General features: G+C 61.9%; 23 protein-coding genes. 19 read left to right on the forward strand and 4 right to left on the reverse strand.

Annotated elements, in window-relative coordinates:
* Positions 1–193 precede the first annotated feature (193 nt).
* Complete coding sequence (locus PverR02_RS23260; RefSeq protein ID WP_079444489.1) at positions 194–1,090, forward strand: DMT family transporter; 897 nt, start codon at positions 194–196, stop codon at positions 1,088–1,090.
* A 32-nt stretch (positions 1,091–1,122) separates the two neighbouring features.
* On the opposite strand, the gene PverR02_RS23265 is transcribed toward PverR02_RS23260, so the two are convergent.
* Positions 1,123–1,983: a DMT family transporter gene (locus PverR02_RS23265; protein ID WP_057003831.1), complete on the reverse strand. Its 861-nt coding sequence runs from the start codon at positions 1,981–1,983 to the stop codon at positions 1,123–1,125.
* 425 nt (positions 1,984–2,408) lie between these two features.
* Between PverR02_RS23265 and PverR02_RS23270 the strand changes: the two genes are divergently transcribed.
* Both PverR02_RS23270 and PverR02_RS23275 read left to right on the forward strand, forming a co-directional pair.
* Positions 2,409–3,200, forward strand: a complete 792-nt coding sequence (locus tag PverR02_RS23270) for a CPBP family intramembrane glutamic endopeptidase (RefSeq protein WP_079444490.1) — start codon at positions 2,409–2,411, stop codon at positions 3,198–3,200.
* A 73-nt stretch (positions 3,201–3,273) separates the two neighbouring features.
* A complete protein-coding gene (locus PverR02_RS23275; RefSeq protein ID WP_079444491.1) occupies positions 3,274–4,839 on the forward strand; it encodes a methyl-accepting chemotaxis protein in 1,566 nt (521 codons plus the stop codon).
* Positions 4,840–5,042: 203 nt separating this feature from the next.
* Here PverR02_RS23275 and PverR02_RS23280 read toward each other — a convergent pair whose 3' ends face one another.
* Positions 5,043–5,735, reverse strand: coding sequence for an alpha/beta family hydrolase (locus PverR02_RS23280; RefSeq protein ID WP_046382458.1), 693 nt, complete (start codon positions 5,733–5,735; stop codon positions 5,043–5,045).
* Between the two features lie 79 nt (positions 5,736–5,814).
* Between PverR02_RS23280 and ccoN (PverR02_RS23285) the strand changes: the two genes are divergently transcribed.
* The 14 genes from ccoN (PverR02_RS23285) to hemN all read left to right on the forward strand — a co-directional run bounded on the left by ccoN (PverR02_RS23285) (position 5,815) and on the right by hemN (position 19,995).
* Positions 5,815–7,239, forward strand: coding sequence for a cytochrome-c oxidase, cbb3-type subunit I (gene ccoN / locus PverR02_RS23285; RefSeq protein WP_017845263.1), 1,425 nt, complete (start codon positions 5,815–5,817; stop codon positions 7,237–7,239).
* A gap of 10 nt (positions 7,240–7,249) precedes the next feature.
* Complete coding sequence (gene ccoO, locus PverR02_RS23290) at positions 7,250–7,858, forward strand: cytochrome-c oxidase, cbb3-type subunit II (RefSeq protein ID WP_017845262.1); 609 nt, start codon at positions 7,250–7,252, stop codon at positions 7,856–7,858.
* A gap of 3 nt (positions 7,859–7,861) precedes the next feature.
* A complete protein-coding gene (locus PverR02_RS23295; RefSeq protein ID WP_017845261.1) occupies positions 7,862–8,068 on the forward strand; it encodes a cbb3-type cytochrome oxidase subunit 3 in 207 nt (68 codons plus the stop codon).
* The gene (gene ccoP / locus PverR02_RS23300) at positions 8,065–9,012 is read left to right on the forward strand and encodes a cytochrome-c oxidase, cbb3-type subunit III (RefSeq protein WP_017845260.1); all 948 of its coding nucleotides are present in this window, start codon (positions 8,065–8,067) and stop codon (positions 9,010–9,012) included. The genes PverR02_RS23295 and ccoP (PverR02_RS23300) overlap by 4 nt, the downstream gene beginning before the upstream one ends.
* A gap of 483 nt (positions 9,013–9,495) precedes the next feature.
* A complete protein-coding gene (gene ccoN, locus PverR02_RS23305; protein WP_017845259.1) occupies positions 9,496–10,938 on the forward strand; it encodes a cytochrome-c oxidase, cbb3-type subunit I in 1,443 nt (480 codons plus the stop codon).
* Positions 10,938–11,546, forward strand: a complete 609-nt coding sequence (gene ccoO / locus PverR02_RS23310) for a cytochrome-c oxidase, cbb3-type subunit II (RefSeq protein WP_017845258.1) — start codon at positions 10,938–10,940, stop codon at positions 11,544–11,546. Before ccoN (PverR02_RS23305) ends, ccoO (PverR02_RS23310) begins: the two co-directional genes overlap by 1 nt.
* 6 nt (positions 11,547–11,552) lie before the next feature.
* Complete coding sequence (locus PverR02_RS23315; protein WP_016775513.1) at positions 11,553–11,738, forward strand: CcoQ/FixQ family Cbb3-type cytochrome c oxidase assembly chaperone; 186 nt, start codon at positions 11,553–11,555, stop codon at positions 11,736–11,738.
* A complete protein-coding gene (ccoP, locus tag PverR02_RS23320; protein WP_017845257.1) occupies positions 11,735–12,712 on the forward strand; it encodes a cytochrome-c oxidase, cbb3-type subunit III in 978 nt (325 codons plus the stop codon). The genes PverR02_RS23315 and ccoP (PverR02_RS23320) overlap by 4 nt, the downstream gene beginning before the upstream one ends.
* A 343-nt stretch (positions 12,713–13,055) precedes the next feature.
* Complete coding sequence (gene ccoG, locus PverR02_RS23325; RefSeq protein WP_017845256.1) at positions 13,056–14,471, forward strand: cytochrome c oxidase accessory protein CcoG; 1,416 nt, start codon at positions 13,056–13,058, stop codon at positions 14,469–14,471.
* 15 nt (positions 14,472–14,486) lie between these two features.
* A complete protein-coding gene (locus PverR02_RS23330) occupies positions 14,487–15,026 on the forward strand; it encodes a FixH family protein (RefSeq protein ID WP_079444492.1) in 540 nt (179 codons plus the stop codon).
* A 115-nt stretch (positions 15,027–15,141) separates the two neighbouring features.
* On the forward strand, positions 15,142–17,592 hold the full coding sequence (locus PverR02_RS23335) for a heavy metal translocating P-type ATPase (protein WP_079444493.1): 2,451 nt from the start codon (positions 15,142–15,144) through the stop codon (positions 17,590–17,592).
* Positions 17,593–17,614: 22 nt separating this feature from the next.
* On the forward strand, positions 17,615–17,833 hold the full coding sequence (gene ccoS / locus PverR02_RS23340; protein ID WP_046382456.1) for a cbb3-type cytochrome oxidase assembly protein CcoS: 219 nt from the start codon (positions 17,615–17,617) through the stop codon (positions 17,831–17,833).
* Entirely contained in the window at positions 17,826–18,509 is a 684-nt protein-coding gene (locus PverR02_RS23345; RefSeq protein WP_046382455.1) for a sulfite exporter TauE/SafE family protein, read from the forward strand. Before ccoS ends, PverR02_RS23345 begins: the two co-directional genes overlap by 8 nt.
* A gap of 103 nt (positions 18,510–18,612) precedes the next feature.
* Entirely contained in the window at positions 18,613–19,995 is a 1,383-nt protein-coding gene (hemN, locus tag PverR02_RS23350) for an oxygen-independent coproporphyrinogen III oxidase (protein ID WP_017845251.1), read from the forward strand.
* Between the two features lie 5 nt (positions 19,996–20,000).
* Here hemN and PverR02_RS23355 read toward each other — a convergent pair whose 3' ends face one another.
* On the reverse strand, positions 20,001–20,498 hold the full coding sequence (locus PverR02_RS23355; RefSeq protein ID WP_079444494.1) for a hypothetical protein: 498 nt from the start codon (positions 20,496–20,498) through the stop codon (positions 20,001–20,003).
* A gap of 155 nt (positions 20,499–20,653) precedes the next feature.
* Between PverR02_RS23355 and fnr the strand changes: the two genes are divergently transcribed.
* Together fnr and PverR02_RS23365 are read left to right on the forward strand one after the other, a co-directional pair.
* On the forward strand, positions 20,654–21,388 hold the full coding sequence (fnr, locus tag PverR02_RS23360) for a fumarate/nitrate reduction transcriptional regulator Fnr (RefSeq protein ID WP_017845249.1): 735 nt from the start codon (positions 20,654–20,656) through the stop codon (positions 21,386–21,388).
* Positions 21,389–21,469: 81 nt separating this feature from the next.
* Complete coding sequence (locus tag PverR02_RS23365; protein WP_079444495.1) at positions 21,470–22,018, forward strand: adenine phosphoribosyltransferase; 549 nt, start codon at positions 21,470–21,472, stop codon at positions 22,016–22,018.
* A 70-nt stretch (positions 22,019–22,088) separates the two neighbouring features.
* On the opposite strand, the gene recR is transcribed toward PverR02_RS23365, so the two are convergent.
* Positions 22,089–22,691, reverse strand: coding sequence for a recombination mediator RecR (recR, locus tag PverR02_RS23370; protein WP_017845247.1), 603 nt, complete (start codon positions 22,689–22,691; stop codon positions 22,089–22,091).
* Between the last annotated feature and the right edge of the window lie 25 nt (positions 22,692–22,716).

Consider the following 22,716-nt stretch of genomic DNA (forward strand, 5'->3'; position numbering starts at 1 on the left):
CAGTCATTTAGCATGTTGGCTTGTGGACTTTCGTTCATTTCGCCGATTGATGGGCGTTGTTGGAAACACTCAGCGCTGCCCCCCGCGCAAATTGGCCAGCAGAGGCCGGTGACGCGGTTTTTCCGGTAATCAGCGATTGTGTCGAGCCGGGCGCTGGGCAACACTCGCCGTCCGATTGATGTAGGAGTTTTCCGTGAGACCTGTCGACACCCTATACCTGCTGGGGCTGGCCGCGATCTGGGGCGCGAGTTTCCTGTTCATGCGTATTATCGCCCCGGAAATCGGCACGCTGCCGACCGCGTTCTTCCGCGTGTCGATTGCCGCCGCCGGGTTGCTGGTGATGCTCGCGGTGATGCGCGTGAACTGGGACTTCCAAGGCAAGTTCAAGACCATCCTGCTGCTGGGCGTGATCAACTCCGGCATACCCGCGACCCTGTACTCCGTGGCGGCCCAGGTGTTGCCGGCGGGTTACTCGGCGATCTTCAATGCCACCACGCCGTTAATGGGCGTGCTGATTGGCGGATTGTTTTTCAGCGAACGCCTGACGCCATCGAAAGTCGCCGGGGTGTGCCTGGGCCTGTTTGGCGTGGGCGTGCTGACCCGCGCCGGGCCGGTGGCGTTTGACCTGGAATTGTTGATGGGCGCGTTGGCCTGCTTGTTGGCCACCACTTGCTACGGCTTTGCCGGGTTTCTCGCGCGCCGCTGGCTGGATCAGCGCGGCGGGCTCGACAGTCGGCTCGCGGCCCTGGGCAGCATGCTCGGCGCGACCTTGTTCCTGCTGCCGCTGTTTGCCTACAGCGCCATCGTTCATCCGCCGGCAAGCTGGGGCGGTTGGCACGTGTGGTTGTCGTTGCTCGGGTTGGGGCTGATGTGTACGGCGTTAGCCTACGTCCTGTACTTTCGCCTGCTGACAGCCATTGGCCCGGTGCGATCGATGACCACCACGTTCCTGATCCCACCGTTCGGGGTGCTGTGGGGCGCGTTGCTGCTGGATGAGCCGCTGTCGATGGCGCATCTGTATGGCGGGATATTGATCGCGGGGGCATTGTGGTTGGTGTTGCGGCCAGGGAAATTGGCCAAAGCGCTGTAGGAGCATGCCTGCCCCTACAGCGTGTCCGCTGGTTAGCGTTGACGGAACACAAAAACCAGACCAATGATGATCAACCCCATCCCCAGTAAGCTCAACCACGCGAGCCGATTGCCGAAGATCAGGTAATCCATCACCGCCGTCACCGCCGGCACCAGGTAGAACAGGCTGGTGACATTGACCAGGTTGCCGCGGGCGATCAGGCGGTACAGCAACAGCGTCGCCAGCAGCGACACCACCAGGCCCATCCACAGCACCGGCAGGTAAAAACTGGCGGTGTGTTCAAAGTGGAACGGCTGGAACGGCACGAACACCGAGCACAACACCAACCCGGCCAGGTATTGCACGGGCAGCGTGCCCAACGGGTTATCGGTGATGCGCTTCTGCATGATCGAGCCGAAGGTCATGCTTGCCAGGGCCAGCAAACCGAACAGCATCCCGGCCAGGGACATCCGCGACAACCCGATGCCTTGGTACACCACCATGATCAAGCCGGCCAACCCCAGGCCCAGACCGAACATCCGGCGCCAGGAACGCTGGCGCTCCATCAGCACCACGGTCAGGATCGGCTGCACGCCCATGATGGTCGCCATCATCCCCGGCGTGACGTTGAGGTCCAGGGCCAGCAGATAGAAAATCTGGTACGCCCCCAACAACACCAGCCCCGTCGCCGCCGCATACCACAGCGGCTTGCCGGGTTGTGGCAGTTTCAGCTTGAGGATCGGTACCAGCATCACCAGCCCCGCCAGGGCGATGGCAAAACGGATCAGCAAAAAGGCAAAGGGCGACGCATGGGCCAGGCCCAACTTGGAGAAAATCGCCCCGCTGCTCCACAGCAATACGAACAGGCTCGTCGAGGCCGCCGCGGCCACGGATTGTTTCGACATAACAGACATGGTTACCACCTGTAATCAGGCAAAAAAGCCGATTCAGCCAAGCAAGGCTGAAACTCAGTAGGTTTTTTTCAGGCGGGCATAGGGCAACAGCAATCAGCTGATCAGCCCGAAATGCCAACACCCGGCGGTGATACGACTGCGTACACCGGCGTGCTACTGACAGGTGGGGGGTAGTGGCTGATCTGCGCAGGCTGCAGGTTCCCGCACGGCACGACCACAGCGCTGGACGCTGAATCGACTACCGCTATGCACAGGAATGCAGGCATGGGCTGATCTTTTGAGGAGGTGAAGACGCGGCGACTATAACCAACCGCCGACATATTTTGCAATCGCTCCGACAGCGCCCTTTTCGCGTGACGGCATTTTCATTTTGGCGCCGGAACCCACTCGCTATACTACCGAGCAGTTTTTTCCAAGGATGTCACATGACCGCATTGCCCTGGGTGTATCTCGTCCTCCTGTCCATCGGCTATGCACTGGCGTTGCTCTACGGCCAACTGGGTGTGCTCGCGGCCATCTCCGTGGCGCTGTTGTTGATCGCCGGGTATGCGGTACGCCAACAACGTACCCCGTGGGCGCGCTACGTCGGCCACGGGTTGTTCATCGTCTTGGCCTTGGGCCTGGCGATGCACTGGCTACCGGGGTTCTACAACGGGCGTGGTATCGCCCCCCAGCGTTTCAGCGCCGATGCCGTGCCCTTCTCGATGTACCTCAACCAAGACAAACCACTGATCGGTTTCTGGCTGCTGCTGGCCTGCCCGTGGATTGTGGCGCGGCGTTCATTGCGCCTGTCGATCTGCGTCACCGCCCTGGCGCTGGCGCTGACGGCCATGGCGGCGCTGGGCGGCGCGGCGTTGCTGGGGATCATCAGTTGGGCGCCGAAGTGGCCGGAGCAGGCGTGGCTGTGGGTGCTGAATAACCTGTTGCTGGTGACGCTGGTGGAAGAAGCGCTGTTTCGCGGCTACATTCAGGGCGGCCTGAGCCAGCGCCTCAAACACTTGCCCTACGGCGAAAACCTCGCATTGCTGCTGGCCTCGCTGCTGTTCGGCCTGGCGCACCTGAGCGCGGGCTGGCAGTGGGTGCTGCTGGCCAGCATCGCCGGGGCCGGTTATGGCCTTGCTTATCGTTTTGGCGGCCTGGGTGCGGCAATTGCCACGCATTTCGGCCTGAATTTGCTGCATTTCGGACTGTTTTCCTACCCAATGCTCGCCGGCTGATTATTACGAAAATAAGTTAAATAAATGATCGCCACCGCCGATACCCCTTGAAAGCCTTGCGGATTGAATAACCATGCGTAATAACCAACCCGTTACCCAGCGCGAACGTACCTTCCCCGCTCAGCAACGGTTGATCTCCACCACAGATGCCAAGGGTGTCATCACTTATTGCAACGACGCTTTCGTCGAAATCAGTGGTTTCTCCCGCGACGAACTGGTGCGTGCCCCGCATAACCTGGTACGCCACCCGGACGTTCCGGCGGCTGTGTTCGCACACATGTGGTCCACGCTCAAGCAAGGCTTGCCATGGATGGGCATCGTCAAGAACCGCTGCAAAACCGGCGATCACTACTGGGTCAACGCCTATGTAACGCCGGTGTTCGATGGCAACCAGGTGATCGGCTATGAATCGGTGCGCGTCAAGCCCACCGCCGAGCAGGTCCGCCGGGCCGAAGCGCTCTACCACCGCATCAATCAGGGCAAGCCCGCCATTCCCCGGCGGGACAAGTGGCTGCCGGTGCTGCAGGACTGGCTGCCATTTATTCTGGTCAGCCAGTTGAGCTTCATGATTGGCGCATCGCTCAATTCTCAATGGGGCTTTGCCCTCGCGGCAGGGTTGTCGGTGCCGCTGGGCCTGCTGGGCCTGAGCTGGCAACAGCGCGGCCTCAAGCGTTTGCTGCGCCTGGCCGAACAGACCACCTCCGACCCGTTGATCGCGCAGATGTATACCGACAGCCGTGGCGCCCAGGCGCGACTGGAAATGTCGATCCTCAGCCAAGAGGCACGTCTGAAGACCTGTCTCACGCGCTTGCAGGACACCGCCGAACACCTCAACGAGCAGGCCGCGCAGTCCAACACCCTGGCGCACAACAGCTCCAGCGGCCTGGAACGCCAGCGTGTGGAAACCGAACAAGTGGCTACCGCGGTCAACCAGATGGCGGCGACCACCCAGGAAGTCGCCAGCCATGTGCAGCGCACGGCCGATGCCACCCAGGAAGCCAATCGCCTGACCGGGCGCGGCCGCGATATCGCCGGGGAAACCCGCGAGGCGATTCAGCGGCTGTCGGCCGCGGTTGGCGAGACGGGCGTGACGGTCACCCAACTGGCCAAGGACAGCGATGAAATCGGCGGCGTGGTCGACGTGATCAAAGGCATCGCCGACCAGACCAACCTGCTGGCCTTGAACGCCGCGATCGAAGCGGCGCGTGCCGGTGAGATGGGCCGTGGTTTTGCGGTGGTCGCCGATGAAGTCCGCCAATTGGCGCAGCGTACCGCTGAATCGACCGGGCAGATCCATACCCTGATCGCCAAGCTGCAGCAGACCGCCGCCGCTGCCGTACAAACCATGGACGCCGGGCATCGCCAGGCCGAAGAAGGCGTGGCGCGGGTGATGGAAGCGGACCAGGCACTGGTGGGCATCAGCGAAGCGGTGGCCAACATCACCGACATGACCACCCAGATCGCCGCCGCCACGGAAGAGCAAAGCTCGGTGGCCGAAGAGATCAGCCGCAATATCAGCACCATCGCGCTGTTGGCGGACCAGACCTCGGAACAGGCATTGAACTCGGCGCAGTTGAGTGAAGAGCTTACTGTTACCGCCAATACTCAGTATTCGCTGGTAGAGCGTTTTAACCGTTAAACCGCTATCGGGGGCAAGCCCCCTCCCACATTTAACCGCGTACATACCTTGGAATGCAGTCGAATGTGGGAGAGGGCTTGTTCCTTCCCACATTTAACCGTGTACACACCTTGGAATGCGGTCGAATGTGGGAGAGGGCTTGTTTCCTCCCACATTTAACCGTGTACACCTCATGTGGGAGGGGGCTTGCCCCCGATAGCGCTCTAACAGGCGCCGATAAACTGAGCCACTTGCACCGCCGCCGCCTCCAAATGCTGCTCATGGCTGAACCCTGAAGCCTTCAACGGTTTCAAATCATGATCCCCCGCCGCCAGCCACAGCACCTCGATGCTCGGTGACAAGTCATACCCCTGCACCGCGGCTCGATTACCCAAGGCATCGCGTTCGCCCTGCACAATCAATGTCGGCGTGTTCAACCCGGCCAAATGCGCGACTCGCGGCTTTTCCGGCTTGCCCACCGCATAGAACGGATAGCCCAGGCACACCAAGGCATCGGCCTCCAATTCATCGGCGAGCAAACTGGCCATGCGCCCGCCCATGGACTTGCCACCAATGGCCAGTTTCCCAGCGGCATGGCGTCGCACCTCGGCATACACCTCGCGCCAGCTTTCCAGCAGTTTCGGCGCCGGGTTGGGCGGGCGTTTGCCCCCGTCCAACCGGCGCTGGGCCATGTAGGGAAACTCAAAGCGCACCACATTGACGCCATGCCTGGCAAGGCGCGCAGCCATGTCGTTCATGAAAGATGAGTCCATCGGTGCGCCGGCACCGTGGGCCAGGATCAGCGTCACAGGCGTATGCGCTGACGCACCCGAGGCGATATCCCACAGCCAGCCATGCTCCTGCACACACCGTGCCCATTGATCCCCGTCAATACTGGCCTTGTGCTCTTTGCCCATGCTTACCTCGCTTTTTAGTCTGCCTATAACTCCAGCCCAAGTGTCGCATCTGCTTGGGTTGAACCGTGGATGGGGAACCATGAACACTACTTTAAGTACCGCCTATAACTACAAGGTGGTCCGCCAATTCGCGATTATGACGGTGGTGTGGGGCATCGTCGGCATGGGGCTCGGGGTTTTTCTCGCGGCTCAATTGGTGTGGCCTGCACTCAACTTCGACTTGCCTTGGACCAGCTTTGGCCGCTTGCGCCCGCTGCACACCAACGCGGTGATCTTCGCCTTCGGGGGTTGTGCGCTGTTTGCCAGCTCCTTCTACTCGGTGCAGCGCACCTGCCAAACCCAGCTGTTCGCGCCGAAAGTCGCGCAGTTCTGCTTTTGGGGCTGGCAACTGGTCATTGTCCTGGCAGCGATCACCTTGCCACTGGGTTACACCAGTTCCAAGGAATACGCCGAGCTGGAATGGCCGATCGACATCCTGATCACTATCGTCTGGGTGGCTTATGCCATTGTGTTCTTCGGCACTGTGGCCAAGCGCAATACCAAGCACATCTATGTCGGTAACTGGTTCTTCGGTGCGTTCATCATCACCGTGGCCATCCTGCATATCGTCAACAACCTGGAAATCCCGGTCAGCCTGACCAAGTCCTACTCGCTGTACGGCGGTGCGACGGATGCCATGGTGCAGTGGTGGTATGGGCATAACGCAGTAGGTTTCTTCCTGACTGCCGGCTTCCTCGGGATGATGTACTACTTCGTACCCAAGCAAGCCGAACGTCCGGTGTATTCCTATCGCCTATCCATCGTCCACTTCTGGGCGCTGATCACCCTGTACATCTGGGCCGGTCCGCACCACCTGCACTACACCGCGTTGCCGGACTGGGCACAGTCGTTGGGCATGGTGATGTCCCTGGTGCTGCTGGCGCCAAGCTGGGGCGGCATGATCAACGGCATGATGACCCTCTCGGGCGCCTGGCATAAGCTGCGCAGCGACCCGATCCTGCGCTTCCTGGTCGTCTCGCTGGCGTTCTACGGCATGTCGACGTTCGAAGGGCCGATGATGGCCATCAAGACCGTCAACTCGCTGTCGCACTACACCGACTGGACCATCGGCCACGTACACGCCGGCGCGCTCGGCTGGGTGGCGATGATCTCCATCGGCGCGCTGTATCACATGATCCCGAAAGTCTTCGGCCGCGAGCAGATGTACAGCGTCGGCCTGATCAACGCGCACTTCTGGCTGGCCACCATCGGCACCGTGCTCTACATCGCCTCGATGTGGGTCAACGGCATCGCCCAGGGCCTGATGTGGCGTGCGATCAACGAAGACGGCACCTTGACCTACTCCTTCGTCGAAACCCTGGTGGCCAGCCACCCTGGCTTCGTCGTGCGACTGGTGGGCGGTGCGGTGTTCCTCAGCGGCATGTTGCTGATGGCTTACAACACATGGCGCACCGTGCGCTCGGCACAACCTGTCGAAGCCACCCCTGCCGCGCAGACGGCCTGAGGAGTCAGTGATGAAACACGAAACGATTGAAAAGAACGTCGGCCTGCTGATGCTGCTGATGGTGCTTGCCGTGAGCATCGGCGGCCTGACCCAGATCGTCCCGCTGTTCTTCCAGGACGTGACCAACAAACCGGTGGAAGGCATGAAGCCCTACACCGCGCTGCAACTGGAAGGCCGCGACATCTACATCCGCGAAGGTTGCGTACAGTGCCACTCGCAGATGATCCGTCCGTTCCGTGCCGAGACCGAGCGCTACGGGCACTACTCGGTTGCGGGCGAAAGCGTCTGGGATCACCCGTTCCTGTGGGGCTCCAAGCGTACCGGGCCAGACCTGGCGCGCGTCGGCGCACGCTACTCGGACGACTGGCACCGCGCGCACTTGTACAACCCGCGCAACGTAGTGCCTGAGTCGAAAATGCCGGCCTACCCATGGCTGGTGACGGCACCGCTCGACAGCAGCCACACCGAAGCCAAGCTCAAAGTGATGCGTACCCTCGGCGTGCCCTACACCGACGACGACATCAACGGCGCAGTGGCCAGCCTCAAGGGCAAGACCGAGATCGACGCGCTGGTTTCGTACCTGCAAGTCCTCGGCACCGCCATCAAGAGCAAGAGGTGAGCCATGGGATTTGAATTCGATGCGGGCACCATCCGCGGCCTCGGCACGCTAGTCGTCGCCATCGCCTTTATCGGCCTCTCGCTGTGGGTATTCAACAACCGACGCAATGCGGAATTCGAGCAGGCACGCCTGCTGCCGTTTGCCGACGAACCCACCGCCACCCCATCCGACGCTCAAGAAGCGCCTGCAACAAGGAGCAATCGGCCATGACTACCTTCTGGAGTACATGGATCTGCGTACTGACCATCGGCAGCCTGATCGGCCTGACCTGGCTGCTGTTCGGCACCCGCAAGGGCGAGACCAAGGGCAGTGTCGACCAGACCATGGGCCACGCCTTCGACGGCATTGAGGAATACGACAACCCGCTGCCTCAGTGGTGGTTCATGCTGTTCGCCGGCACCCTGCTGTTCGCCGTCGGCTACTTGATCCTCTACCCGGGCCTGGGCAACTGGAAAGGCGTCCTGCCGGGCTATGAAGGCGGCTGGACCTCGACCAAGGAATGGGACAAGGAAATGGCCAAGGCCGACGCCAAGTTCGGGCCGATCTTCGCCAAATTCTCGGCCATGCCAGTGGAAGAAGTCGCCAAAGACCCACAAGCGCTGAAAATGGGCGGGCGCCTGTTCGCCTCCAACTGCGCGGTGTGCCACGGCTCGGATGCCAAGGGCGCGTATGGCTTCCCGAACCTGGCGGACAATAACTGGCGCTGGGGCGGTTCCGCCGAGGCGATCAAGACCACCATCATGGGCGGTCGCCACGCGGCGATGCCGGCCTGGGGCGAAGTGCTGGGCGAAGACGGTGTGAAAAACGTCGCCGCCTATGTGCGTCACGACCTGGCCAAGCTGCCACTGCCAGCCGACAGCGGCGCCGACCTGGTCGCCGGCCAAGCCACGTTCAACACCACCTGCGTGGCCTGCCACGGTCCGCAAGGCCACGGTGTCGAAGCCATGGGCGCGCCGAACCTGACCGCGCCAAGCGGCTTTATCTACGGCACCAGCCTGGCGCAGTTGCAGCAAACCATTCGCCACGGCCGCCAAGGCCAGATGCCGGCGCAGGAAGTGCTGCAAGGCAATGACAAGGTTCACCTGCTGGCCGCTTATGTTTACAGCCTCTCCCACAACGCTGACGGCGCAACGCCGCAACGCCAGGCAGAGTAACGCTCCACCCCTGAACTGCCGCCCCTGATCCGGGGGCGGTAGCTCAACCTTCCTACGCGACCAAGTGTCGCACCCTTCCAAAGCACTGCTTTCCCCTCCTGCCATTCGGGTCTACGCTTGTCTGCACAGCGGATCGGTACAGACCGGTCGACGGTCGACTTGCACGCGCTGGGTTGCACACTTCTGCAGGGATGACAGGCGCAAAGGCTGGCAGCGACCGGCTGTCGTGCCACTGACCGTTCATCGCTTCAGCAGCGTGTCGACACACAGCGAGTCACCCGCCGACGCGTCACGCAAAAATTCCTGTCCGATCGATCAGTTTTTGATTTCGGACTTTGTCCTTACATCAAACATGGAAAGGGCGCAGAATCTGGCGTGGCACGCATTGACACAGGTCACCCTTGCGTTGCAATGGCACCTCGGTTTCTACATACTTGCGACCGATTTTTACCTATAAAAAAACCTAAACCGTGGAACCTTAGAATGAGCACAGCAATCAGTCCGACTGCTTATAACTATAAGGTAGTCCGCCAGTTCGCCATCATGACGGTGGTCTGGGGGATCCTTGGCATGGGGCTCGGGGTCTTCATCGCCTCGCAACTGGTCTGGCCGGAATTGAATTTCGGCTTGCCATGGACGACCTTCGGCCGCCTACGCCCGCTGCACACTAACCTGGTGATTTTCGCCTTCGGCGGATGTGCATTATTTGCCACCTCCTACTATGTCGTGCAGCGAACCTGCCAGACGCGACTGATTTCCGACGGCCTCGCCGCCTTCACCTTCTGGGGATGGCAAGCCGTGATCGTCGGGGCCGGCATCTCGTTGCCGCTGGGCTACACCACCACCAAGGAATACGCCGAGCTGGAATGGCCCATCGCCATTTTGCTCGCGATTGTCTGGGTGATCTACGCGGTGGTGTTCTTCGGCACCATCGCCAAGCGCAAGACCAAGCACATCTATGTGGGTAACTGGTTCTACGGTGCCTTCATCCTGGTGACGGCGATGCTGCACATCGTCAACCATGCGTCGTTGCCGGTCACCCTGTTCAAGTCCTATTCGGCCTACGCCGGAGCGACGGATGCGATGATCCAGTGGTGGTACGGCCACAACGCCGTGGGGTTCTTCCTCACCACCGGTTTCCTGGGGATGATGTACTACTTCGTGCCGAAACAGGCCGAACGTCCCATCTACTCTTACCGTCTGTCCATCGTCCACTTCTGGGCGCTGATCACCCTGTACATCTGGGCCGGTCCGCACCACCTGCACTACACCGCGCTGCCGGATTGGGCACAGTCGTTGGGCATGGCGATGTCGATCATCCTGCTGGCGCCAAGTTGGGGCGGCATGATCAACGGCATGATGACCCTCTCGGGCGCCTGGCATAAGCTGCGCACCGACCCGATCCTGCGCTTCCTGGTCGTCTCGCTGGCGTTCTACGGCATGTCGACCTTCGAAGGGCCGATGATGGCCATCAAGACCGTCAACTCGCTGTCGCACTACACCGACTGGACCATTGGCCACGTACACGCCGGCGCGCTCGGCTGGGTAGCGATGATCTCCATCGGCGCGCTGTACCACATGATCCCGAAAATCTTCGGGCGTGCGCAGATGCACAGCGTTGGGTTGATCAATACGCACTTCTGGCTGGCCACCATCGGCACCGTGCTCTACATCGCCTCGATGTGGGTCAACGGCATTACCCAAGGCCTGATGTGGCGTGCGATCAACGATGACGGCACCCTCACCTACTCCTTCGTCGAAGCGCTGCAAGCCAGCCACCCGGGCTACATCGTCCGTGCCCTGGGTGGCGCGTTCTTTGCCTCCGGCATGCTGTTCATGGCCTACAACGTCTGGCGCACCGTGCGTGCCTCCGACCCTGCAGAAGCCGAAGCCGCCGCCAAGATCGCCGTTGTGGGAGCCCACTGATGAAGCACGAAGTAGTCGAGAAGAATATCGGCCTGCTGGCCTTCTTCATGGTCATCGCCGTGAGTATCGGCGGCCTGACCCAGATCGTTCCGCTGTTCTTCCAGGACGTGACCAACAAGCCGGTCGAAGGCATGAAACCGCGTACCGCCCTTGAACTGGAAGGCCGCGACATCTACATCGCCAACGGCTGTGTCGGCTGCCACTCGCAGATGATCCGTCCGTTCCGCGCCGAAACCGAACGTTATGGCCACTACTCCGTGGCCGGTGAAAGCGTGTGGGACCACCCGTTCCTGTGGGGTTCCAAGCGCACCGGGCCGGACCTGGCCCGTGTCGGCGGACGCTACTCCGATGACTGGCAACGCGCGCACTTGTACAACCCGCGCAACGTTGTGCCTGAGTCGAAAATGCCGGCGTACCCGTTCCTCGTGGAAAACAAGCTCGACGGCAAGGACACCGCGAAGAAGATGGAAGTCTTGCGCACCCTGGGCGTGCCCTACACCGACGAAGACATCGCCGGTGCAGCCGCAGCCGTGAAGGGCAAGACCGAAATGGACGCATTGGTGGCCTACCTGCAAGGCCTTGGCACCATCATCAAAAGCAAACGGTGATTCTTCATGGATATCGGGATGATTCGTGGCCTGGGCACCGTTGTCGTGATGGTGGCCTTTATCGGCCTGGCGCTGTGGGTGTTCAGCCCCAAGCGCAAGTCGGAGTTTGACGACGCAACCATGCTGCCCTTTGCGGATGACCCCGAAGCCATCAAGCACGTCGAGCAAGCTTCTAGGAGTAACAAAGAATGACTACGTTCTGGAGTCTGTACGTCACAGTCCTCAGTCTGGGTACCATTTTCGCCCTGACCTGGCTGCTGCTGTCGACCCGCAAGGGCCAGCGCGCCGAGCAAACGGACGAGACTGTCGGCCACTCGTTCGACGGTATCGAGGAGTACGACAACCCACTGCCGAAATGGTGGTTCATGCTGTTCGTCGGCACCATCGTCTTCGCCCTCGGCTACCTGGTGCTGTACCCCGGCCTGGGCAATTGGAAAGGCCTGCTGCCGGGCTACAACTACCTCGACAACGACAAGCAGACCGCCTTCGCCAACGGCCAGACCGGCTGGACCGGCGTGCATGAGTGGGAAAAGGAAATGGCCAGGTCGGACGCCAAGTTCGGGCCGATCTTCGCCAAATTCGCCGCGATGCCGATTGAGGAGGTTGCCAAAGACCCGCAGGCCCTGAAGATGGGCGGCCGTCTGTTTGCCTCCAACTGCTCGGTATGCCACGGTTCGGACGCCAAGGGAGCCTACGGCTTCCCTAACCTGACCGACGCCGACTGGCGCTGGGGCGGCGAGCCCGCGACCATCAAGGAAACCATCATGAAAGGCCGCCACGCGGTGATGCCGGCCTGGGCCGAAGTCATCGGCGAACAAGGCGTGGCCGACGTGGCGGGCTTCGTGGTGACCAACCTCGACGGCCGCAAACTGCCGGAAGGCGCCAAGGCCGATGTGGCCAACGGCGGGAAACTCTTCGCCGCCAACTGCGTGGCCTGCCACGGCCCGGCCGGTAAAGGCACACCCGCCATGGGCGCACCCGACCTGACTCACCCGGGCGCGTTCATCTACGGTTCAAGCTTCGCCCAACTGCAGCAGACCATCCGTTACGGCCGCCAGGGCCAGATGCCTGCACAGGAACTACTGCAAGGTAACGACAAGGTGCATTTGCTGGCCGCATATGTTTACAGCTTGTCCCATGGGGATAAGAAGGCTCAAGAGCAGTAAGCTTCATCAGAAACACAAAAGCCCCGTACAGTACAAACTGGCGGGGCTTTTTTCTGGCAGCTATACGGGCCAATGAAATCGATGCGTTGATCGCCGCTATTGCTCTGGTTCATGGGTTAACCCATGGGACGAATGACCGCTCCACGCGCAAAAACCGTCCATACTTCACAAGTCAATTGATCCACGTCACCTACACCATCAATTGATTTCCCCCAACGCGACCAAAGGTCGCACCCTTTGCGCGTCATCGGGGGCGTATCATTACGCCACTGCAAGACCCTTCATTTGACCCCGACCGGCACGTACTGGCCGAGGCAAATCTCCACCGCCGTGGGATGCAATGATGAGCAAGCAAATACCGGTACAAGACGTTACTCCACCTGCCAAAAACTCCAACAACGGTGTCGACCTCTACGCGTCGCGAGAGAAAATCTACACCCGCGCCTTCACGGGCCTGTTCCGCAACCTGCGCATGCTTGGCGGCGCCGGTCTGTTCCTGCTCTACTTCGGCACGGTGTGGCTGAACTGGGGTGGCCACCAGGCCGTGTGGTGGGACCTGCCGGAACGTAAGTTCTTCATTTTCGGTGCGACCTTCTGGCCCCAGGACTTCATCCTCCTCTCGGGCATCCTGATCGTCGCGGCCTTTGGCCTGTTCTTCATCACGGTGTACGCCGGGCGCATCTGGTGCGGGTATACCTGCCCGCAAAGCGTGTGGACGTGGATCTTCATGTGGTGCGAAAAAGTCACCGAAGGCGACCGTAACCAGCGCATCAAGCTGGACAAGGCGCCGATGGGCGCCAACAAGTTCCTGCGCAAGTTCAGCAAACACACGCTGTGGCTGCTGATCGGTTTTGTCACCGGCATGACCTTCGTCGGTTATTTCTCGCCGATCCGCGAACTGGTGTTCGACTTCTTCACCGGCCAGGCCGATGGCTGGTCGTATTTCTGGGTCGGTTTCTTCACCCTCGCCACCTACGGCAACGCCGGCTGGCTGCGCGAGCAGGTGTGCATCTACATGTGCCCCTATGCGCGCTTCCAAAGCGTGATGTTCGACAAAGACACCCTGATCGTCTCCTACGACCCACGTCGTGGCGAAGTGCGTGGCCCACGTAAAAAAGGCGCCGACTACAAGGCCCAGGGCCTCGGCGATTGCATCGATTGCACAATGTGCGTGCAGGTGTGCCCGACCGGCATCGACATCCGCGATGGCCTGCAGATCGAATGCATCGGCTGCGCCGCGTGTATCGACGCCTGCGACAACATCATGGACAAGATGGATTACCCGCGCGGCCTGATCAGCTACACCACCGAGCACAACCTGTCGGGGCAGAAAACCCACAAGCTGCGTCCGCGCCTGATCGGCTATGCGCTGGTATTGCTGGCGATGATGAGCCTGTTGGCCACGGCATTTTTCATGCGTCCGCTGGTGGGTTTCGACGTCAGCAAAGACCGTGTGCTGTACCGCGAAAACGCTGAAGGACGGATCGAGAACGTCTACAGCCTGAAAATCATGAACAAAGACCAGCGCGACCACACGTATGTGCTTGATGCTGCCGGGCTGCCGGACCTCAAGCTGCAAGGCCGCCGCGAAATCAAGGTGGCTGCCGGCGACATCGTCAGCATGCCGGTCGAACTGTCGAGTGCGCCGGAGCAATTGCCGTCGAGCACCAACGAGGTGAAATTCATCCTCAAGGATGCCGATGACGCCAGCGTCCACATTGAAGCCAAGAGCCGATTCATCGGCCCACAAGTTCGTTAACGAGAGAGCTGAACAATGCCCGTAGCCACTGCCGCAAGCCCCTGGTACAAGCACCTCTGGCCCTGGATCATCATTGGTATCCTGGCTTGCTCGGTGACCTTGACCTTGTCCATGGTGACCATTGCAGTGAACAACCCGGACAATCTGGTCAACGACAACTACTACGAGGCCGGCAAAGGCATCAACCGCTCCCTGGACCGCGAACGCCTGGCCCAGACCCTGCAACTGCGCGCCAAGGTGCATCTGGATGAGCTGACCGGTGAAGTCGAACTGCGCCTCACCGGCTACAGCAACCCGAGCACCCTGGAACTGAACCTGATTTCGCCGACTCAGCCCGAGAAGGACCGCAAGATCAACCTGGCCCGCAGCGACAGCGAACCCGGTCGCTACATCGGCCAGGTCACCGACAAGGTCGAAGGTCGGCGCTTCGTCGAACTGCTCGGCGTGGAAGGCGACAGGACCTGGCGCTTGTTCGAAGAAGAACAGGTCAACCACGACAAGGACTTGCTGCTCGGGGATGAACCGCTGCAGGGTGCTGAAGACCTGAAGAAGTAAACAGGCTGCGCTTCACGCATCGCGGGCAAGCCCGCTCCCACATGGACACCGCGATCCACTGTGGGAGCGGGCTTGCCCGCGATGAGGCCCTACCCGCCACCAAAGATCTAACGCCATGACCACCCCAACCCCCTGCTACCACTGCGCCCTGCCCGTTCCACCCGGTAGCCGCTTCACCGCCGTGATCCTCGGCGAGCGCCGCGAACTCTGCTGCCCGGGCTGCCAGGCCGTGGCCGAAGCGATCGTGGCGGGCGGGTTGGAAAGCTATTACCAGCACCGCAGCGAAGCCTCGGCCAACCCCGAGGCACTGCCGGTGCAATTGGTCGACGAACTGGCGCTGTACGACCGCGCCGATGTGCAAAAACCCTTCGTGCGCCACGATGGCGAACTGGCCGAAGCCACGCTGTTGATGGAAGGCATCAGTTGCGCGGCCTGTGGCTGGCTGATCGAAAAACACCTGCGCAGCCTGCCCGCCGTGGCCGAGGCGCGCCTGAACCTGTCCAACCATCGCCTGCAGGTACGCTGGGCCGACGGGCAACTGCCGCTGAGCCAACTGCTCAGTGAGCTGCGCCATATCGGTTACGCCGCCCACCCCTATCAGGCAGATCGCGCCGCCGAGCAATTGGCCGGCGAAAACCGTCTGGCCTTGCGCCAACTCGGCGTTGCCGGGTTGCTGTGGTTCCAGGCGATGATGGCGACCATGGCCACCTGGCCGGAATTCAATATCGACCTCAGCGCCGAACTGCACGTCATCCTGCGCTGGGTCGCGATGTTTCTGACCACGCCCATCGTGTTCTACAGCTGTGCGCCGTTTTTCAAGGGCGCCATGCGCGACCTGCGCACCCGCCACCTGACCATGGACGTGTCGGTATCCCTGGCCATTGGCGGGGCTTACCTGGCCGGCATCTGGACCGCGATCACCGGCGTCGGTGAACTGTATTTCGATGCGGTGGGCATGTTCGCGCTGTTCCTGCTGGCCGGCCGCTACCTGGAGCGGCGGGCCCGCGAACGCACGGCCGCCGCTACCGCGCAGTTGGTCAACCTGCTGCCTGCCTCATGCCTGCGTTTGAACGCTGAAGGCCAGAGCGAACGCATCCTGCTCCCCGAGCTGGCCCTGGGCGACCGCGTGCTGGTTCATCCCGGTGCCGTGCTGCCGGCGGACGGGGTGATTCTCGACGGCCAGTCGAGCATCGACGAATCCCTGCTCACCGGCGAATACCTACCGCAACCGCGTCAAGTCGGCGATGCGGTAACGGCCGGCACCCTCAACGTCGAGGGCGCGCTGACCGTCGAAGTGCGCGCCCTGGGCCATGACACACGCCTGTCCGCCATCGTGCGCCTGCTGGAGCGGGCCCAGGCCGAGAAACCGCACCTGGCGCAAATCGCCGATCGCGCCGCACAGTGGTTCCTGCTCGGCTCGCTGGTCGCCGCCGTGCTGATCGGCCTGTTGTGGTGGCAGTTGGACGCGTCGCGGGCGTTCTGGATCGTCCTGGCAATGCTGGTGGCGACCTGCCCGTGCGCGCTGTCGCTGGCCACGCCGACCGCCCTGACGGCCGCCACCGGCACCCTGCACAAACTCGGCCTGCTGCTGACCCGCGGCCATGTGCTGGAAGGCCTGAACCAGATCGACACGGTGATTTTCGACAAGACCGGCACCCTCACCGAAGGGCGCCTGGCGCTGCGTGCGATCCGCCCCCTGGGAGCGTTGAACAGCGACCAGTGCCTGGGCCTCGCCGCCGCCCTGGAAAATCGCTCAGAACACCCGATCGCCCGCGCCTTCGGGCGCGCGCCCCTGGCCGCCGACGAAGTGCTCAGTGCCCCCGGCCTCGGCCTGGAAGGCTGGGTGGGCGAACGGCAACTGCGCATCGGCCAACCGGGCTATGTGTGTGAACTCAGCGGCTGCCCGATCCCCGCCGCGCCGGATGAAGCCGGGCAATGGCTGCTGTTGGGCGACCGCGACGGCGCCCTCGCCTGGTTCGTCCTGGATGACCGCCTGCGCAGCGACGCCCCGGCCCTGCTGGCGGCCTGCAAGGCACGCGGCTGGCGCACGCTGCTGCTGTCGGGCGACAGTTCGCCGATGGTCGCCAGCGTCGCCGCCGAACTGGGCATCGACGAAGCCCACGGCGGCCTGCGCCCCGATGACAAGCTGCAAGTGCTGCAACAACTGCACAAAGAAGGGCGCAAAGTGCTGATGCTCGGCGACGGGGTGAACGATGTGCCGGTGCTGGCCGCCGCCGATATCAGCGTGGCCATGGGCTCGGCCACCGACCTGGCAAAAACCAGCGCCGACGCGGTGCTGCTGTCCAACCGCCTCGACGCCCTGGTGCAAGCGTTTACCTTGGCGCGGCGCACCCGTCGGGTGATCATGGAGAATCTGCTGTGGGCCGGGCTGTACAATGGCCTTATGCTGCCGTTTGCCGCGCTCGGCTGGATCACGCCGATCTGGGCCGCGGTCGGCATGTCCCTCAGTTCGTTGACCGTGGTGCTAAACGCCCTGCGCCTGACTCGCCTGCCGAGCGCGCCGACCGCCAGCACCCCCTCAGTAACCCGCCCGTTGCCGGCTTGAGCCGCGCGGGCATGGAGCGCAGATGCCAGCTTTATACGTGATGATTCCGGCGGCGCTGCTGATTGTGGCCATCGCCATCTACATCTTCTTCTGGGCGGTGGACAGCGGCCAGTACGACGACCTCGACGGCCCGGCCCACAGCGTGCTGTTCGACGATCAGGACCCAAACCACCTGGCCGCCGTCGACGAGGCCAACAGCCCCGAGCCCCCGACCGACCCGAAAGATCCACCCCATGCTTGATCTGGCGCCGCTGCTGGTCTCCGCGCTGATCCTTGGCCTGCTGGGGGGCGGCCATTGCCTGGGCATGTGCGGCGGCCTGATGGGTGCGCTGACCCTGGCGATCCCCAAGGAGCAACGCAGCCGCAGGTTCCGCCTGCTGCTCGCGTACAACCTGGGGCGCATCCTCAGCTACGCCACCGCCGGCCTGCTGATCGGCCTGGCCGGCTGGGCCGTGGCCAACAGCCCGGCGGCGATGTTCATGCGCGTGCTGGCCGGCCTGCTGCTGATCAGCATGGGCCTGTACCTGGCCGGCTGGTGGAGCGGCCTCACCCGCATCGAAAGCCTCGGTCGCGGCCTGTGGCGGCACATCCAGCCGGTTGCCAACCGTTTGTTGCCGGTGTCCAGCCTGCCCCGCGCCCTGCTGTTGGGCGCGCTGTGGGGCTGGTTGCCGTGCGGGTTGGTCTACAGCACCCTGCTGTGGGCCGCCAGCCAAGGCAATGCGCTGGACAGTGCGGTGCTGATGCTGGCGTTCGGCCTGGGTACCTGGCCAGTGCTGCTGGCGACCGGGCTGGCCGCCGAACGCGTCACGGCATTATTGCGCAAACGCAGTGTGCGTACCGCCGGCGGCGTGCTGGTGATTCTGTTCGGTATCTGGACCTTGCCCGGCCCACATCAGCACTGGCTAATGGGCCACTAAAAGGCCATGTGGCATAGCGCCGCTCCCCGTTGACGCAAATCAAGATGCCATATCCGCCACGCCCCTAGACTCGGCCGACTAGTCTATCCGGGGGAACGCCCGCATGCTCGACGCCATTCGTTGGGACAGCAACCTGATTCATCGCTACGATTTGGCGGGGCCACGCTACACGTCCTACCCCACCGCAGTGCAATTCGACAGCCAGGTCGGCTCCTTCGACCTGCTCCACGCCCTGCGCGACAGCCGCAAGGCTGCACGCCCGTTGTCGCTGTATGTGCACGTGCCGTTCTGCGCCAACATCTGCTACTACTGCGCCTGCAACAAAGTCATCACCAAGGACCGCGGCCGCGCCCAGCCCTACCTGCAGCGCCTGGAACAAGAGATCCAACTGATCGCCTGCCACCTCGATCCGAAACAGACCGTGGAGCAACTGCATTTCGGCGGCGGCACCCCGACTTTTCTCAGCCATGACGAACTGCGCCAGGTGATGGCCTGCCTGCGCAAGCATTTCAACCTGCTCGATGACGATTCCGGCGACTACAGCATCGAGATCGACCCGCGCGAAGCCGACTGGGCAACCATGGGCCTGCTGCGCGAGCTGGGCTTCAACCGCGTCAGTATCGGCCTGCAAGACCTCGACCCGGAAGTGCAACGGGCGGTCAATCGCCTGCAAAGCCTGGAAGAAACCCGCGCCGTGATCGATGCCGCGCGCACCTTGCAGTACCGCTCGATCAATATCGACCTGATCTACGGCCTGCCCAAACAAACCCCGATCAACTTCGCGCGCACCGTGGAAGAAGTGATCAAGCTGCAACCGGATCGCCTGTCGGTGTTCAACTACGCGCACTTGCCGGAACGCTTCATGCCTCAGCGGCGGATCAACGCCGATGACCTGCCGTCCCCGGCGGCAAAACTGCAGATGCTGCAAACCACCATCGAACAGTTGACCGACGCCGGCTACCGCTACATCGGCATGGACCACTTCGCGCTACCGGACGACGAATTGGCCATTGCCCAGGAAGAAGGCACCCTGCAACGCAACTTCCAGGGCTACACCACCCACGGCCATTGCGACCTGATCGGGCTCGGGGTGTCGGCCATCAGCCAGATCGGCGATCTGTATTGCCAGAACACCAGCGACCTCAATAGCTACCAGAACGCCCTGGCCGACGCGCAACTGGCGACCAACCGCGGCCTGGTCTGCACCACGGACGATCGGTTGCGGCGGGAAGTGATTCAGCAATTGATCTGTAATTTCAGCCTGACATTCGAGCAGATCGAACAGGCGTTCAATATCGATTTTCGCGGCTACTTCGACGAGATCTGGCCGCAACTCGAAACGATGGCCGACGACGGCCTGATCGAACTGGACGCACAAGGCATTCGCGTTCTACCGGCCGGGCGGCTGCTGGTGCGCTCGGTGTGCATGGTGTTCGATGCCTACCTGGAACATCAGAACCGGCAGCGCTTTTCGCGGGTGATCTGAAGGTTCTATGCCATCGCCAGGGAGGCCGCCTTCATGGCGTCTTCGCCGCTCAGGCCTTTCATGGCTTTGGCCAGCGAGGCTTGCGCGGTCACCAGGCTCGCCTGCAGTGCGCTGAGTGAGGCTTGCAGGTTGCTGGCCTTGACCCGCGCCTGGTCAGGCGTCAGGCTCGTGTCCGCCATCACTGCGGCCAGCTCGGCCTGTTTCTTGGCGATCTGCTCCTTGATCTGACGGATCATTTTCAGCGTTTGCTGAATGTTATCCGGCAGGCCACTCTCTTCGATATCGCTGTTGGCTTTCTTCGCGGTACCCGCCGCCTTCAATGCCGCTCCGGAAATAGTCACGGTCACGCCCTCGACCGCCTTGGCCGGACGCAGCGGCGCCGACGTGGCGTCCTCAAGTGCTTTGGCTGCCTTGGCTTCTTTAGCCTCCGCCACCAGGTCCTTGGGCTCGCGAACCGCCGGAACCGGCAGCTTGGCAGCAGAGTTTTCACCGATGGAAAGCATGATGTGAGCCTCCAGGCTCTAAGGGACACTGACTTGTATCGGCATCGATACAATAATCTTTATCCCGGCATCGGTTTTTCGTCCATGCTGGCCTCTTCTACCCACAGTGCGTTACCCTTATGTCTTATGTGTGTTTTCCCACAAGGATTTAAGAAATGTCCGAGCCCGTTAAGCTGCGCGCTAACAGCCAGGCCCATTGCAAGGATTGCAGCCTGGCCCCCCTCTGCTTACCACTTTCATTGAATCTGGAAGACATGGATGCGCTGGACGAAATCGTTAAACGTGGACGCCCACTGAAAAAAGGCGAGTTTCTATATCGCCAGGGCGACAAGTTCGATTCTGTCTATGCAGTACGTTCGGGTGCATTGAAGACCTTCAGCCTGAGCGACAGTGGCGAAGAGCAGATCACCGGCTTCCACCTGCCGAGCGAGCTGGTCGGGTTGTCGGGGATGGACACCGAGATTCATCCGGTGTCGGCTCAGGCACTGGAGACCACATCGGTGTGCGAAATTCCTTTCGAACGCCTGGACGAACTGGCCCTGCAACTGCCGCAACTGCGCCGCCAACTGATGCGTGTCATGAGCCGCGAGATCCGGGACGACCAGCAAATGATGCTGCTGTTGTCGAAGAAAACCGCCGACGAGCGCATCGCCACCTTCCTGGTCAACCTGTCGGCGCGGTTCCGTGCCCGTGGTTTCTCGGCCAACCAGTTCCGCCTGAGCATGTCGCGCAATGAAATCGGCAATTACCTGGGCCTGGCGGTGGAAACCGTGTCCCGGGTATTTACCCGTTTCCAGCAGAACGAACTGCTTGCCGCCGAAGGCAAGGAAGTACACATCCTCGACCCGATCCAGCTGTGTGCGTTGGCGGGCGGCTCCCTGGAGGGCTGATCCAGACACTTGCGGCCGCGCCAATCGGCCAGGCCGCAAGGTATACTTCGAGTCCGTTTTCCGCCCCTGGACTCTGCGACGATGACCTTCGATTCGTTCGACATCAAATCCCTGATCCGCCCTGTCATCGACTTCCCCAAGCCTGGGGTGATCTTTCGTGACATCACGCCGCTGTTCCAGTCGCCCAAGGCCCTGCGCCTGGTGGCCGACACCTTCGTCCATCGCTACGTCGAAGCCGATTTCAGCCATATCGGTGCGATGGATGCCCGGGGTTTCCTGATCAGCTCGATCATCGCCTACCAATTGAACAAACCGCTGATCCTGTTCCGCAAACAGGGCAAGCTGCCGGCCGACGTGTTGGCCGAGGGTTACCAGACCGAATACGGCGAAGCCTTCCTCGAAGTGCATGCCGACAGCCTGTGTGAAGGCGACTCGGTGCTGATCTTCGATGACCTGATCGCCACCGGCGGCACGCTGATCGCCGCAGCAAACCTGGTGCGGCGCATGGGCGCGAAGGTGTTCGAAGCGGCGGCGATTATCGACCTGCCGGAACTGGGTGGCACGCAACGCCTGGAAGATATGGAGATTCCGACGTTTTGCCTGACGCAATTTGCGCTGAGCGAGCGTTGAGGATTATCACCGACACCACTCAACCCATGTGGGAGCAAGCCCCCTCCCACACCTTGACCTGCCGCGTGGCTTAAAGCGCGATGGGTTTGCGACCGGCAAACGAATGCGCCAGGGTGCCGCCGTCCACCAACTCCAGCTCGCCACCCAGCGGCACACCGTGGGCGATCCGCGAGGTGACCAGGCCTTTGTTGCTCAGCAGTTGGGCGATGTAATGCGCAGTCGCTTCACCCTCCACGGTCGGGTTGGTGGCCAGGATCACTTCAGTAAACGTGCCCTGCGCTTCGATCCGCGCCACCAGTTGCGGAATGCCGATGGCTTCCGGGCCCAGGCCGTCCAACGGCGACAGATGGCCTTTGAGCACGAAATAGCGCCCGCGATAACCGGTCTGTTCCACCGCGTACACGTCCATCGGCCCTTCCACCACGCATAACAGCGTGTCATCGCGACGCGGGTCGGCGCATTGCGGGCAGAGTTCTTCCTCGGTGAGGGTGCGGCACTGGCGACAGTGACCAACGCCCTCCATGGCCTGGCTCAAGGCCTGGGCCAACCGGGTGCCGCCGCTGCGATCACGCTCCAGCAGTTGCAGCGCCATGCGCTGGGCGGTTTTCTGGCCGACACCGGGCAAAGTGCGCAGGGCGTCGATCAGTTGGCGAATCAGGGGGCTGAAGCTCATGGGCGAAGGGTCCGACAAAACAACG

This window comes from Pseudomonas veronii (assembly GCF_002028325.1).
Classification (GTDB): domain Bacteria; phylum Pseudomonadota; class Gammaproteobacteria; order Pseudomonadales; family Pseudomonadaceae; genus Aquipseudomonas; species Aquipseudomonas veronii.

Excerpts from the sequence above, each read along its gene's own strand:
- PverR02_RS23265 (WP_057003831.1), bottom strand. The coding sequence starts at position 1,983 with ATGTCTGTTATGTCGAAACAATCCGTGGCCGCGGCGGCCTCGACGAGC.
- PverR02_RS23270 (WP_079444490.1), top strand. The coding sequence starts at position 2,409 with ATGACCGCATTGCCCTGGGTGTATCTCGTCCTCCTGTCCATCGGCTAT.
- PverR02_RS23275 (WP_079444491.1), top strand. The coding sequence starts at position 3,274 with ATGCGTAATAACCAACCCGTTACCCAGCGCGAACGTACCTTCCCCGCT.
- PverR02_RS23280 (WP_046382458.1), bottom strand. The coding sequence starts at position 5,735 with ATGGGCAAAGAGCACAAGGCCAGTATTGACGGGGATCAATGGGCACGG.
- ccoN (WP_017845263.1), top strand. The coding sequence starts at position 5,815 with ATGAACACTACTTTAAGTACCGCCTATAACTACAAGGTGGTCCGCCAA.
- ccoO (WP_017845262.1), top strand. The coding sequence starts at position 7,250 with ATGAAACACGAAACGATTGAAAAGAACGTCGGCCTGCTGATGCTGCTG.
- PverR02_RS23295 (WP_017845261.1), top strand. The coding sequence starts at position 7,862 with ATGGGATTTGAATTCGATGCGGGCACCATCCGCGGCCTCGGCACGCTA.
- ccoP (WP_017845260.1), top strand. The coding sequence starts at position 8,065 with ATGACTACCTTCTGGAGTACATGGATCTGCGTACTGACCATCGGCAGC.
- ccoN (WP_017845259.1), top strand. The coding sequence starts at position 9,496 with ATGAGCACAGCAATCAGTCCGACTGCTTATAACTATAAGGTAGTCCGC.
- ccoO (WP_017845258.1), top strand. The coding sequence starts at position 10,938 with ATGAAGCACGAAGTAGTCGAGAAGAATATCGGCCTGCTGGCCTTCTTC.
- PverR02_RS23315 (WP_016775513.1), top strand. The coding sequence starts at position 11,553 with ATGGATATCGGGATGATTCGTGGCCTGGGCACCGTTGTCGTGATGGTG.
- ccoP (WP_017845257.1), top strand. The coding sequence starts at position 11,735 with ATGACTACGTTCTGGAGTCTGTACGTCACAGTCCTCAGTCTGGGTACC.
- ccoG (WP_017845256.1), top strand. The coding sequence starts at position 13,056 with ATGAGCAAGCAAATACCGGTACAAGACGTTACTCCACCTGCCAAAAAC.
- PverR02_RS23330 (WP_079444492.1), top strand. The coding sequence starts at position 14,487 with ATGCCCGTAGCCACTGCCGCAAGCCCCTGGTACAAGCACCTCTGGCCC.
- PverR02_RS23335 (WP_079444493.1), top strand. The coding sequence starts at position 15,142 with ATGACCACCCCAACCCCCTGCTACCACTGCGCCCTGCCCGTTCCACCC.
- ccoS (WP_046382456.1), top strand. The coding sequence starts at position 17,615 with ATGCCAGCTTTATACGTGATGATTCCGGCGGCGCTGCTGATTGTGGCC.
- PverR02_RS23345 (WP_046382455.1), top strand. The coding sequence starts at position 17,826 with ATGCTTGATCTGGCGCCGCTGCTGGTCTCCGCGCTGATCCTTGGCCTG.
- hemN (WP_017845251.1), top strand. The coding sequence starts at position 18,613 with ATGCTCGACGCCATTCGTTGGGACAGCAACCTGATTCATCGCTACGAT.
- PverR02_RS23355 (WP_079444494.1), bottom strand. The coding sequence starts at position 20,498 with ATGCTTTCCATCGGTGAAAACTCTGCTGCCAAGCTGCCGGTTCCGGCG.
- fnr (WP_017845249.1), top strand. The coding sequence starts at position 20,654 with ATGTCCGAGCCCGTTAAGCTGCGCGCTAACAGCCAGGCCCATTGCAAG.
- PverR02_RS23365 (WP_079444495.1), top strand. The coding sequence starts at position 21,470 with ATGACCTTCGATTCGTTCGACATCAAATCCCTGATCCGCCCTGTCATC.
- recR (WP_017845247.1), bottom strand. The coding sequence starts at position 22,691 with ATGAGCTTCAGCCCCCTGATTCGCCAACTGATCGACGCCCTGCGCACT.